The 11,902-nt window shown below is 42.1% G+C and carries 12 protein-coding genes and 1 pseudogene; 4 read left to right on the forward strand and 9 right to left on the reverse strand.

The window, feature by feature from the left end; genetic code table 11:
* Positions 1-119 precede the first annotated feature (119 nt).
* Positions 120-1,520, forward strand: coding sequence for a PhoH family protein (locus AB4384_RS19210; protein ID WP_017068799.1), 1,401 nt, complete (start codon positions 120-122; stop codon positions 1,518-1,520).
* Positions 1,521-2,017: 497 nt separating this feature from the next.
* On the opposite strand, the pseudogene grxB reads toward AB4384_RS19210, so the two are convergent.
* The 6 genes and pseudogenes from grxB to AB4384_RS19240 all read right to left on the reverse strand — a co-directional run bounded on the left by grxB (position 2,018) and on the right by AB4384_RS19240 (position 6,740).
* Positions 2,018-2,627: pseudogene (grxB, locus tag AB4384_RS19215) on the reverse strand (glutaredoxin 2).
* 27 nt (positions 2,628-2,654) lie between these two features.
* On the reverse strand, positions 2,655-3,680 hold the full coding sequence (locus AB4384_RS19220) for a zinc-binding alcohol dehydrogenase family protein (protein ID WP_102322246.1): 1,026 nt from the start codon (positions 3,678-3,680) through the stop codon (positions 2,655-2,657).
* Between the two features lie 144 nt (positions 3,681-3,824).
* Positions 3,825-4,592 carry a glycine betaine ABC transporter substrate-binding protein gene (locus AB4384_RS19225; protein ID WP_102281786.1) on the reverse strand — a complete coding sequence of 256 codons (768 nt, stop codon included), beginning with the start codon at positions 4,590-4,592 and terminating at the stop codon, positions 3,825-3,827.
* Between the two features lie 202 nt (positions 4,593-4,794).
* Positions 4,795-5,877 carry an L-dopachrome tautomerase-related protein gene (locus AB4384_RS19230; protein ID WP_102322247.1) on the reverse strand — a complete coding sequence of 361 codons (1,083 nt, stop codon included), beginning with the start codon at positions 5,875-5,877 and terminating at the stop codon, positions 4,795-4,797.
* A gap of 82 nt (positions 5,878-5,959) precedes the next feature.
* On the reverse strand, positions 5,960-6,250 hold the full coding sequence (locus AB4384_RS19235; protein WP_055026561.1) for a putative quinol monooxygenase: 291 nt from the start codon (positions 6,248-6,250) through the stop codon (positions 5,960-5,962).
* Positions 6,251-6,449: 199 nt separating this feature from the next.
* Positions 6,450-6,740: a putative quinol monooxygenase gene (locus AB4384_RS19240; protein ID WP_102322248.1), complete on the reverse strand. Its 291-nt coding sequence runs from the start codon at positions 6,738-6,740 to the stop codon at positions 6,450-6,452.
* 216 nt (positions 6,741-6,956) lie between these two features.
* Between AB4384_RS19240 and AB4384_RS19245 the strand changes: the two genes are divergently transcribed.
* Positions 6,957-7,880: a LysR family transcriptional regulator gene (locus tag AB4384_RS19245; protein ID WP_102380584.1), complete on the forward strand. Its 924-nt coding sequence runs from the start codon at positions 6,957-6,959 to the stop codon at positions 7,878-7,880.
* A 60-nt stretch (positions 7,881-7,940) separates the two neighbouring features.
* On the opposite strand, the gene AB4384_RS19250 is transcribed toward AB4384_RS19245, so the two are convergent.
* The 3 genes from AB4384_RS19250 to AB4384_RS19260 all read right to left on the reverse strand — a co-directional run bounded on the left by AB4384_RS19250 (position 7,941) and on the right by AB4384_RS19260 (position 9,894).
* Positions 7,941-8,720 carry a glycine betaine ABC transporter substrate-binding protein gene (locus AB4384_RS19250; protein WP_102322250.1) on the reverse strand — a complete coding sequence of 260 codons (780 nt, stop codon included), beginning with the start codon at positions 8,718-8,720 and terminating at the stop codon, positions 7,941-7,943.
* 44 nt (positions 8,721-8,764) lie between these two features.
* Positions 8,765-9,505, reverse strand: coding sequence for a sulfite exporter TauE/SafE family protein (locus tag AB4384_RS19255; protein WP_055026565.1), 741 nt, complete (start codon positions 9,503-9,505; stop codon positions 8,765-8,767).
* A 98-nt stretch (positions 9,506-9,603) separates the two neighbouring features.
* On the reverse strand, positions 9,604-9,894 hold the full coding sequence (locus AB4384_RS19260; protein ID WP_102322251.1) for a putative quinol monooxygenase: 291 nt from the start codon (positions 9,892-9,894) through the stop codon (positions 9,604-9,606).
* Positions 9,895-10,193: 299 nt separating this feature from the next.
* Here AB4384_RS19260 and AB4384_RS19265 point away from each other — a divergent pair, with 299 nt between their 5' ends.
* Complete coding sequence (locus tag AB4384_RS19265) at positions 10,194-11,222, forward strand: radical SAM protein (RefSeq protein ID WP_102322252.1); 1,029 nt, start codon at positions 10,194-10,196, stop codon at positions 11,220-11,222.
* 16 nt (positions 11,223-11,238) lie between these two features.
* A complete protein-coding gene (locus tag AB4384_RS19270; protein WP_102322253.1) occupies positions 11,239-11,787 on the forward strand; it encodes a DUF1349 domain-containing protein in 549 nt (182 codons plus the stop codon).
* Positions 11,788-11,902: the final 115 nt, after the last annotated feature.

An 11,902-nucleotide genomic window follows, 5' to 3' on the forward strand; every position in this document is an offset into this window, starting at 1 on the left:
ACGGGTGTCAAGTTCGAAAAATCTACCAAATTCGTTCAGACCTTGAAGCAAAAAGAGGGCTGTGGATTTAAGGCTGTTAATGAGTCTTATGATTGTCTTCAAGCTGAGAAGGTGGCTGCATGAGTAAAGTTTTAAGTGATGATGTGAAGCGAGTCTACGTACTTGACACTAATGTGTTGCTACATGACCCAATGGCAGTTTATGCATTTGAAGAGCACCGTATTGTTATTCCAATGACTGTGCTTGAAGAATTAGATCGTATAAAGGACAGCAAAAAAGACGTAGCGCGGGATGCCCGTGTTGTAATTAAAACCATTGAGCATTTAGTTGACGGTGCAAGCCCTGAGGATGTGCAAGCTGGGATTTTGATTGAACATAAAGGACCAAGCCCTGATGGAACTCTATCTATATTTGCAGATTATATAGAACTAAACGGAAGAACAGGCTCCGATTGGATGCCTTTAGATAGTCCAGATAATTTCATTATCAATAGTGCCTTGTGTCTACAGCGAATGCATGAATCACAAGAAGTTGTGTTGGTAACGAAAGATATAAATATGCGCATTAAAGCCAGAAGTGCTGGCTTGAAACATGTAGAAGACTATCGAAAAGATAAAATAGTTGAAGACATAGAACTATTATCAAAAGGTTATCAGCGCTTTGATGGTGACTTCTGGCAGCAAATTACAGATGTAAAAACAGTTGTAGAGTATGGTCGAACTTACCATGATATTCCGTGCCAGCAGTTAGGTGATTTATACGTTAACCAGTATTTGTTAGATGAAGATTCAGACTTTGCTGCTAGGGTTGTCGGGAGGGATGGCGATCATTATCGATTACTAGATCTCGGTAAGGAAAGGTTATTGCACAAGAATGCTTGGGGGGTCCATGCAAAAAACGTCTATCAAGGGATAGCTCTCCATGCACTTCTCGACCCTAAAATTGATCTAGTTATCTTAAATGGCCCTGCAGGATCGGGGAAAACCTACTTAGCCCTAGCCAGTGCTTTGGATCAGTCGGTCGAGCGAGGGATCGTGGATAAGGTGATCGTAACCCGATCAACCCCAGAGATTGCAGAGTCCATTGGTTTCTTGCCAGGTACAGAAGAAGAGAAGATGTTGCCTTGGTTAGGTGCGGTAACTGACACGATGGAAAGCTTGCATAAGGGGGACGCTCTACCAAATGAAAGTCTCCAGTATATTGTTGATAAGGCGAACATTCAGTTCAAATCTTTAAACTTTATGCGTGGCCGTTCGATTCAGCATGCATTCGTTCTTGTCGATGAGGCACAAAACTTAACTGCAGCACAACTCAAAACCATCATCACTCGTTGTGGTGAGGGTACCAAGCTTGTTATATCCGGTAACCTTTCACAAATTGATAGTAATTATCTGTCTCCTGTTACCTCTGGCCTCACCTATGTCATTGAGAAGTTTAAGAACTACGAAGGTAGTGCCAACATATATCTCAATGGTGTTGTTCGCTCTCGTCTAGCGGAATTTGCTGAGGAAAATATGTGATTTAACTCTAAGGGCGCCGGAATCAGGCTTGTTCCGGCGGCCAATTGCAGATCCGGTGAAGTTCATGTTCGTAACTAGACAATGATACTGCAGGTTGAGCGGTTTATGGCTGAGTTCTTTGCAAAACCAGCCTTCGATCCATTTTCATCAAGTTATTATGAAATAAACAATCATCAATGAATGATTGATTTCACAATCGTGAGTTCCAATCGTGAGTTCTAAGTGTGAAACACACAATTGGACATAAATGAGTCAGCGATTTTGCTAAATTAGAAATAAATGAATAACTACAGGTATGGAAAATCACGTCGTAAAGATTTCCAACCTGCCTTGAGGTTACTTCTAGGGGAAGAGGAATAGTAATGAGTAAAAAGGAATCACAGGTTTTACTATTTTTAAGTTTGACTGGTTATATTAATAAAAAAAACGAGCTACCATCTTGATAACTCGGGCCTAATTAATACGCTTTCGTCCAACCAGTCTAGAAAGTTAGTATACTAGCACCTTAGCTCATTACTGTTTGTTTCCAGCCATAACTTGAGCTCTTGCGGCCAAGTAACGGTGGGCTCAACAAAGAAGCCGCGCAGTAGCGAGAAGTAGATAGCCTGATCAACCAGAGGCAGTGGTGATTTACCCGCATTCGGTTGGATCAACGCTTCAGCGTTAAGCAACTGTGCGTTTACATCTGCAACAATCTGCTCTGTGCTTTCTAACAGGCGAACAAAGTTCAGCTCTTCTGTCTCTTTCTTCGCTTGCCATGCAGTAACACTTGCTTCAGTCGCGAACTCTTTTAGATTCAGTTTCGTCCAGCGAGGGTAGCCAATTCTTTGAATCAAAGGGAATGCCTCACGCTGAAATACCAACGTCTCTTCTGATGGTGCGGCTACCGCATCAATACCAGCTTGATCGATGAAGTAAGTAATGATATCCATGCTTTCTGCCATCCGCTTTCTCCAAAACTGGCACCATTTTTTGACCGATTAAATCAATCAGAGTTTGCGCATCAGCATAATCTACAACTTGGTATTCAACGTTAAGCTTCAGTGCATTAGCAACATAAGCAACACGGGCACAAAATGGACAATGCTCGTAGATATACAGTTTCATCAAAAATCCCGTTTTTATAAGTCTGAATTAGTATTTAATCGCAGTTTTGCCAATTGATGCGCTGCTTTCAATGCGTTGGTGTGCGTCTTTTAACGTCTCAACACTAAAACCATTCAATGTGGTGGTGAGTGTAGACTTAATGCGGCCAGCATCAATCAAGTTCGCAGCTTGGAATAGGATATCTTGCTGCTTCTGAAGATCGTCAGTGTTAAACAGTGAGCGAGTGAACATCAGTTCCCAGATGAATCCAGCTGATTTGCCTTGTAGTTTTGATAGATCAACACCACCATCAAATTCTACAATTGAACTGATCATGCCTTGCGGAGCAATCAACTCGACCATTGCATCCCAATGGCCTTTGGTATCTGCAACGTTGAAGATGTAGTCCACATGCTGAATGCCTTGCTCACGTACCGACTCCACCAGATTGCGGTGATTCACAACATGGTCAGCGCCCATATCTCTTACCCACTGCTCGGTCTCTGGTCTTGAAGCAGTCGCAATCACTGTTAGGTTAGTAAGCTGTTTCGCCAGTTGAACCGTAATCGAACCAACACCACCTGCGCCACCAATGATCAGAATAGATTTCTTCTCTTCTGGACGAACGCGTAGGCGATCAAACAAGGCTTCCCAACCTGTCAATGTAGCGAGAGGCATAACGGCTGCTGATTCGTCAGAAAGGCTTTTTGGGGCGTGAGCTGTAATTCGGTAATCGACCGCTTGGTACTCAGCATTCGCACCCATACGTGTCACATCACCTGCGTAATAAACACGGTCACCAATTTCGAAGCCTGAAACATTGCCACCTTTAGCAACCACTTCACCCACCGCGTCATAGCCCAATACTTTTGGCTGCTCTAGGGTTTTATCTTGTGCGTTGCGGATACGTATTTTTGCATCTGCTGGGTTAATCGAGGTCGCACTCACTTTTACCAGCAGGTCATTGTCTTTTAGCTCTGGCAGGCTTGTTTCAAACTCGAATAAGCTGTCTTGCTCTGTAATTGCTAGTGATTGAGTAAAACCAATTGCTTTCATTGTTGTTGGTGCTGGCATGTTGTTTCTCCTTTGATTGGACACCTTCATCATAGAGATTTTTTACCCTAGATAAACCGCCTAATCTTTTAATTACATTCAATATATTTTTGATAATCACACTGCTCGACCGGGTAGTGTTGAGATACTTACCTGTTAACCTAGTTAGATAACACCTTGTGCAGCTAACCATTCATACGTCACTTCATCTTGCGGTTTACCCTCTCGGCACACTTTATAATCAAGCTCGGCAATAATATCGTTGGAGAAACGTAATGAATCTAAGGTTTTAAGCTGTTCATCAGTAAATAGATTTTTCTTATCATCTCTCAGTAACAGTACAGCTCGGTCTACAATTCCAAGCAGCCCTTTCGGCTCTATAAGCTCGCGAATATCATAACGATAGTGAAGAAATTGCGGTTTCCATAGCGGCACAATGACCCACTCTTTATTTGCGACGGCATCTTCAAAAGCACTAAAACAGTCGTCTTCACTGCCTGTAAAAAACTCATAGCCTGCTTTACTTAAACCGTACTCTTCCATCATCTGGATAGAGAAGCGAGTGATTCCAGCTCCTGGATTAATACCTTGAATTTTAGGTCTCATTTGCTCGACGACTTCAGGCTTCAATAAATCCGCCACTTCAGCGACCATCTCTTCAGGTACGTAATCCGGCACACCCCACAGTGCGTAAGGTTCGTAATGAAGTCCAAGCTCGATTAATGGCTCAACTTTTTCAACGTCCGACTTATAGATACCATGGCTCGATGGTAACCAAGCAGAAGAGAGCATATCGATTTCACCAGCTTTCAGTTTTTCAAAATTTTCCTGATGAGGGGAAAAGATTCGCTCAACTTCGAAGCCCATGGTCTTCAATACATTGCTAACCAATGAAGCTGTCGTGCGATGGAATGATAAATCTGTTACACCCATTGTGATTTTTTTATTCATTGTTCTTTCGCTCTTATCGTTGCTGATAGATTGATAATACAAGGCTCTAGAGTAATCAAAAACAGCCTAATTTTTGAATAATTATCAAAAATAAATTGATAGATGCCGATTTACACTTAATAAAAAAGCGTATGCATTGATGAAATACATACGCTTGATATTTACGTATCTATCTACTGTCGCCTTAATCTAATTTGATTCGCAAGACATGATATGGCTTTCTAGAACCTTCTTCACCTTCGTTAAAAGCAGGGTGGAAGTGAAGAGAGTTTTGAGTGACGTACAAGTAATCACCCTGGATAGAGAAACCATCTGCCCATGACAATAACTTGTCATCTTGTGCAAAGATTTTGTAGCCGTCTTTATTCACCACACCAACAGCATTTTTCTCAATATCACCGACATAGATATCACCGTTATCTGCGATAATCATGCCATCACTTGGACGTTTTTCACTGAAAAATTCAATCTGCTCGGCCAATGCATCTTCACTAAGCGCTGTGTTAGCAAGAGCAGCGGCAGGAATACGGTAGATAGCACTACCATTGACTGTACCAAAATATAGCCATTCATTATTTGCATCAATAGTGATTGGATTCACACCAAGATAAAGCGCATCAACGCTACCATCTTCACGCTTTGTCGCCATACGAGAACTATCAATCACAACCTCATGCTCAGGTGAAAGCAGTGCTTTATTTGATTGCAAAACGCGGCGAGATTTACCTGTATTTAAATCTACAACAACAAAGGCAGGCGCAGCTTCGCCATACAGATTACCTAAACTCGTATCGGCAATGTACATCTGGTTACGCAGTGTATCTAATGCAAAATCCTGTAAAAAAGAGTTACCGACCTGTACGTCTTTTCCAATTTCAATGCGTTTAAATAGCTTATCGTTGACGGTATCCCATGCAACAATTTGCGAAGGCGAAGTTTCACTGCCCATATCTAACACCCACACAACACCATCATCGGTACTATCAATACCGATTACTGAAGCCAAACCAACCTCACCTTTATCTGGACCATCTGCCCAGTCTTGGGTTGGAAATGCTTTGGTTGAGCCATCCTTCATCAATTCAACAACACGAAGTTCAGGTGCATCAAGGGGTTGCATAGAAAGGAAAGTACGCCCCTGCTTCGTTACTGTAATGTTCCCTGGTCGTGTGCCATCAAGCTTGGCAACCACTTCGATATCAGCCGCTTGCGCTGTGTTAACTATCATCGCAGTCGCAAGTGTTAGTAAGATTTTGATATTTTTCATGTCGAGCCTCATTGGTGTTCTTTGATGCCCTAACCGTTTTAGTCAGGGCATAGTGCTATAACAAGCTTGTTTTATGTTGTCGTTACGCGATCTTAGTCATTTCGTTGACTGTGAAGCTTGCGACAGAGCCTTCCGTTGCTGTCATGTAGTCCGCAAGGTGCTGGTTGCCCATATGAGCCTGCCAAAGTTCACGTGATACCCAGTTTTCATAAAAAGTAAAATGCGCTGGGTTTTCGTTGTCTTGATGAAGGTCATAGTTGATGCAACCTTCTTCAGCGCGAGTAATGTCGATAAGCTTTAGTAGCTCGGCTTTCACCAGTTCAATTTTGTCGTCATTAGCTTTGATGTTTGCAACAATCGTTAATGTAGTCATGGGATGTTCCTTTTAAATTTGATACCGAAATCGTCGGTAATTTTGATGTCTTTAATGTTTTAGTGATAGGGCAACTCGTCATGTCATATTGAGTTACTCACTAAATGTAGTACAGGTACTACACTCAATTACTGACTTATATTGTAAATACTTTCAAATCTATTTTGATAATTGAATGTTTAAATACGTTAATTTTTAACTAAGCGATCTTGGTCATTTCGTTGACAGTGAAACTTGCGACAGAGCCTTCGGTTGCTGTCATGTAGTCAGCAAGGTGCTGGTTGCCCATATGAGCTTGCCAAAGTTCACGTGATACCCAGTTTTCATAAAAAGTAAAATGCGCTGGGTTGTCGTTGTCTTGATGAAGGTCATAGTTGATGCAACCTTCTTCAGCACGAGTTATCTCGATAAGTTTTAGTAGCTCAGCTTTCACAAGTTCAATTTTGTCGTCATTGGCTTTGATGTTTGCAACAATCGTTAATGTAGTCATAGGAGTTTCCTTCGTTCTGAGTTAGTGCCGTGCTTAGCGCACTGCGTTGTTGGTATGGAGGTATAATAGTGCGAACATTACCAATGAAAAACAGCCCGTCAATTGAATAATTACCAATTAAAATTTGATAATAATCTTTTAATATTTCATGTGGTGCGATATAAAGGGATAGTCATTTTCAGATTTTGTTAACACACTGATTAAAAGGTAACGGTTATGCTCTTAGAGGATTTTCAGGTCATTTTAAAAGTCGCAGAGTTTCGCAGCATCACTGCTGCTGCGACAAATCTGGATATGCGCACGGCAACGGCAAGTGCGGCGGTGAAACGTGTTGAGGCATCATTAGGGGTTGAATTATTTGTACGAACGACTCGTCATTTACGCTTATCTTCTGCCGGCGAGCGTTATTTGCCTCAGTGTGAAGAGGCGTTGAAGATGCTTGAAAAAGCCAAAATGAACATGCGTGAAGAGCTAGGGATTATTGATGGAGAGATCCGCATCGCCCTTTCGTCTGATTTGGGCCGAAATGTGGTCACACCTTGGCTTGATGAATTTTTGTTGGACTACCCAGACGTTTCACTTCGCTCCGGTATCAGTGACAGCAACATCGATTTTTATCGAGATTCTGTTGATATGGCGCTGCGCTATGGCTCACCAACCGATGCGAGTATGTACGGTTTTAAAATTTGTGATGTGCCAAGGCTGTTGTGCGCCAGCCCGGAGTATTTAGCAAAATACGGTACTCCATCCGAGCCAGATGATCTGCTTGAACATAATGCCCTGTTTTACCAGTTACATGATATTTTGCAAAATGAGTGGTTGTTTAATGATGGAAAAGAGGACATTAAGGTAAAACTGAAAGGTAACAGAGCATCTAATGATGGCGATCTTGTTCGGCGCTGGTGTGTGGCGGGGAAAGGGGTAGCAATCAAGTCTTGCCTCGATATGGCCGATGACTTGCTAACAGGGAAAGTGGTCAATGTAATGGCAGACTATAAACCGACTTCCACTGAGCTTTGGTTAATATGCCCAAGCCGACAATCTATTACCCCAACCGTCCGCCTATTAAGGGATATGCTTAGAGAAAAGACCGAACAGATTCTAATCCAAATGAAGGACAAAGGGATTCTATTGGGTTAACTGTTGAGGTTGTGAGGGCGTGGAAATTGCCAGCCCTCAGTAAAGCGGTGATGGTCTTAACTACTGATGGTTGTCCAACCACTCACGAGTCACATCATCAACCGCTAATCCCGCACGGCAAACCTTGTAATCCAATTCTGCGATGATTTCATTTGAAAAGCGCAATTGATCTAGCTGTGCCAACTGTGCTGGGGTAAATACGATTGATCTTTCTTGTCGAAGTAATAATATGGCGCGATCAACGCTACCCAATAATCCTTTGGGCTCTTTTAATTCACGGATAGTAAATAGGTGGTGCAAGAACTGTGGTTTCCACAATGGCACAATAACCCACTCATTATTTTCAACCGCACGTTCGTAGGCACCAAAGCAATCCTCTTCTGAACCAGAGTGAAAATGATAACCCACATCGCTTAATCCATATTGGTCCATCATTTCAATAGAGAATCGGGTAATGCCAGCACCTGGGTTAATACCTTGAATGTGTTTGTTGGTGCGCTTAACGACTTCTGGTTTTAATAGGTCACTGATTTGTGAAACAACCTCCTCAGGTACATAATCGGGCACCCCCCATAGAGCGTACGGTTTATAGTGCAAACCTAACTCTAACAAAGGCTCTACCGTTTCAACATCGGATTTATAGATACCGTGGCTTGAAGGTAACCAGGCAGAAGAGAGCATGTCGATACGGCCCACTTTTAGATTTTGGAAATTTTCTTGATGTGGTGCGTAGACACGTTCCACCTGAAAACCCATATCAGTTAAGACATGGCTAACTATCGATGCAGTAACGCGATGAAAAGATAAATCGGTAATCCCGAGATTGATAATGTTAGACATAACGTGACCTTATGATAAAAGAAAAAGAGGTTTTAAAATCGCATTTAAAGTGCCGTGAGGCCGGAATAGAGCATCTTTGTTCCCGTAAGAAACAGAACGCTATAACTTATCTTGTAAATCAACTCTTGAGAGATGATATTCACCATCCACACACCGGCTCTAACCCCTAAAAACGCAATCGGCACCAAAACTAACGAGGTCATCAAGTTTTGCATATCGAGCAGCCCCATATAGCTGTATGGGATCAACTTAATAAAATTAAGCACCGTGAAAAATACTACGCTGGTGCCGATTAATTGTTCTTTCGGCAGATTTTTTGGCAGTAGATGCATGCTTGCAGGCGGACCACCGGCATGGGCAATTGTACTGGAAAACCCAGACAACATACTTAAGGCATAGCCCTTTATCGGGTGGCTAAATTGAACCTGCTTTAGCAGAAACTTTTGTGTTAAAAAGACCAAAGCCAGCCCCCCAATGATAAGTTCAACTACAGATGTTGACAGACTACCCATAAAATAAGCAGCACTCATCACCCCCAAAATAGCGAAGGGCATCATACTTTTTAGCTCGACGTAATTGCAGTTCTTGCGGTGGTAAAACAGCGCCATTAAATCCATACCACACAATAATGGTAATAAAATCGCAGCGGCTTGAACTGGCGATACGCTCATCGCCATCAAAGGTACCGATAGCATCCCCAAAATACCGCCGACCCCTCCCTTGCCCATGCCATAGAAAAAAACGGCAGGTATCGCTGCAACATAAAACCAAAGGTCTGTGATCATGATATGTAAACCAAGAAAATACGTAGATGAAAACAAGTGTATTTGAGCAAAAAACTTTTAAAGCCATTGACTCAAATAAGGGGGTATACAAAGTTGGCTTAAGCGATTTGGGTCATTTCGTTTACAACGAAGCTAGCCACACAGCCTTCAGCTGCTGCCATATAATCGGCAAGGTGTTGATTACCCATATGTGCTTGCCAAAGTTCACGTGATACCCAGTTTTCGTAGAAAGTGAAGTGTGCTGGTTTTTCGTTGTCTTGGTGGAGGTCATAGTTGATGCAACCGTCTTCGGCACGAGTGACGTCGATTAATTTCAACAGCTCTGCTTTTACCAGTTCGATTTTGTCTTCATTGGCCACGATGTTTGCAACGATAGTTAGCTTAGTCATAGTGTGTTCCTTTGTATGGAGTTGAAGCAGCTGATGGTGTGCTGCGTTGTTGGTTTGGGTGTATATTACGGTGATTATTGCAAAGTAAAAACAGTCTAGAAATTGATTTATTATCAAATTTAGCTTGAGAATTGATTTTTAAGTCTGACCATAAAGAGGGAATTAGATCGCGTTGTGTGGTGATGTGCACGGTGTTTATCTATTTGTTTTTGATAATAATTCAAATAATACCGCGTTTTTACCGTGTAAAATTTGCCGTAGGATGGCCAAATCAATTTCAATTCATTGGATAAATAGCCATGTCACAGATACATTTTCAACAGGGCCCAATACGCCCACCATCAGAAGCAGACAGTTTGCTTATCAGAACCACACAAGGGTGCCCGTGGAATAAATGTAAGTTCTGTACCCTATTTGAAGGAATGGAGTTCTCTATTCGTCCTGTCGAAGAGATCAAACGTGATATCTGGGCTGCAAAGGCGTTCTATAAGAATCGTAAATTTGACAGCTGTTTCTTACAAGATGGCGACTCTTTCGCTATGGAAACAGAAGATTTACTCGACGTTCTTCGCACCCTAAAAGAAGCGTTCCCAGAGCTAAAACAGATAAGCTCATACGGCCGAGCACAGACCATGACCAAAAAATCGCCAGCTGAAATGAAAGCGATCTGTGAGGCGGGGCTAAATATGCTCTATTGCGGTATGGAGTCAGGTTCGCTGGATGTTCTAAAATTGATGAAAAAAGGTATTACACCAAAATCAATATTAAAATCAGCGCAATATGCCAAGCAGGCTGGAATGAAAATGATGACGTTCATCATTCTCGGTCTTGGTGGTAAAGAGCTATCAGAGCAACATGTTAACGAAACGGCGCTGCTTCTCAATCAGATCAACCCAGAGGAAATCCGTATCTTATCTTTAGCTGTGAAGCCCGGTACAGAGTTGGATGATATGGTGCAAAGCGGCCAGTTCACACCACTGACTGAACGCGAAATGCTTGAAGAGCAATACCAACTGATCAGCAAATTAGACAGTATCACTGGGAACTACGGTAACTATCATGGCATCAATTTATTAATGGAGCTCAATGGTCAGCTTCCACATGATAAAGAGGCTTTCTTGCGTACCATTGATCAATTTATGATGATGAGTGAAAACGACCAAAACAACTTTATTTTAGGCCGGCGAACAAGCTACTACGCAACATTGAATGATATGGACAATCAGCTAATGTATGACACGGTACAACAACAGCTTAAACGCATTAAACAGCAGAACCTTGGCAACCTCGAAGATATCTTTTACCAGCTTCGTCAGCGCATGATCTAATAATAAGGAACCTACAATGAATAACCTAAATGACTGGCACATTCAAAATGAGAATCCGAACCACTGGTCTTTGGACAACGGTGTGCTGTCTATGCAAGTCCAACAGGGCAACATTTTTGGGGCTGGCTCAGGCGATGTCGATAATCTATTTATCCACCCTATTTCTAAGCCCAATTACAGCGCTGAAGTCACCATTAGCCTAAGTCCAGACCTGCCATTTGAGCAAGCAGGGCTGGGGATATACTGGGACAACGATAACTACATTAAAATTAGTAAAGAGATGTTTATGGGCGAGCGCTCACTGGTCTTTGTTGTCGAGCAAAATGGTCAACCAGAGATCAAACAACTTCGCACATTTGAAGGCAAGACAGCGTCAGTTAAGATAGAAAAAAATGATGGTACTATCACTGCATTCTTGGGATGTAATCAAAAACGCTCTTGGCAAGTCATTGGATCTGCGAAGACATTAAACGGCCAAGCAAAAGGACTTATGCTTTTTACCTTTAGTGGTAGTTCAAACACACCTAATTTTGCTAAGTTTAGTGAATTTCAACTAATGAGTTGAGCCAGTCTGGTATATAGTAATTGACTTTTTGTATTAGTTTTATTTTGGAAAAAGTTATGTTAGTCGATAGCGCTTAGTGGGATCGAAACACACAATGGGGCAGAAATAATTCACG

This window comes from Vibrio sp. 10N.261.51.A4, assembly GCF_041471945.1.
GTDB classification, from domain to species: domain Bacteria; phylum Pseudomonadota; class Gammaproteobacteria; order Enterobacterales; family Vibrionaceae; genus Vibrio; species Vibrio crassostreae_C.

Coding starts and splice junctions, on each gene's coding strand:
- AB4384_RS19210 (WP_017068799.1), top strand. CDS start 120: ATGAGTAAAGTTTTAAGTGATGATGTGAAGCGAGTCTACGTACTTGAC.
- AB4384_RS19220 (WP_102322246.1), bottom strand. CDS start 3,680: ATGCCAGCACCAACAACAATGAAAGCAATTGGTTTTACTCAATCACTA.
- AB4384_RS19225 (WP_102281786.1), bottom strand. CDS start 4,592: ATGGGTGTAACAGATTTATCATTCCATCGCACGACAGCTTCATTGGTT.
- AB4384_RS19230 (WP_102322247.1), bottom strand. CDS start 5,877: ATGAAAAATATCAAAATCTTACTAACACTTGCGACTGCGATGATAGTT.
- AB4384_RS19235 (WP_055026561.1), bottom strand. CDS start 6,250: ATGACTACATTAACGATTGTTGCAAACATCAAAGCTAATGACGACAAA.
- AB4384_RS19240 (WP_102322248.1), bottom strand. CDS start 6,740: ATGACTACATTAACGATTGTTGCAAACATCAAAGCCAATGACGACAAA.
- AB4384_RS19245 (WP_102380584.1), top strand. CDS start 6,957: ATGCTCTTAGAGGATTTTCAGGTCATTTTAAAAGTCGCAGAGTTTCGC.
- AB4384_RS19250 (WP_102322250.1), bottom strand. CDS start 8,720: ATGTCTAACATTATCAATCTCGGGATTACCGATTTATCTTTTCATCGC.
- AB4384_RS19255 (WP_055026565.1), bottom strand. CDS start 9,505: ATGATCACAGACCTTTGGTTTTATGTTGCAGCGATACCTGCCGTTTTT.
- AB4384_RS19260 (WP_102322251.1), bottom strand. CDS start 9,894: ATGACTAAGCTAACTATCGTTGCAAACATCGTGGCCAATGAAGACAAA.
- AB4384_RS19265 (WP_102322252.1), top strand. CDS start 10,194: ATGTCACAGATACATTTTCAACAGGGCCCAATACGCCCACCATCAGAA.
- AB4384_RS19270 (WP_102322253.1), top strand. CDS start 11,239: ATGAATAACCTAAATGACTGGCACATTCAAAATGAGAATCCGAACCAC.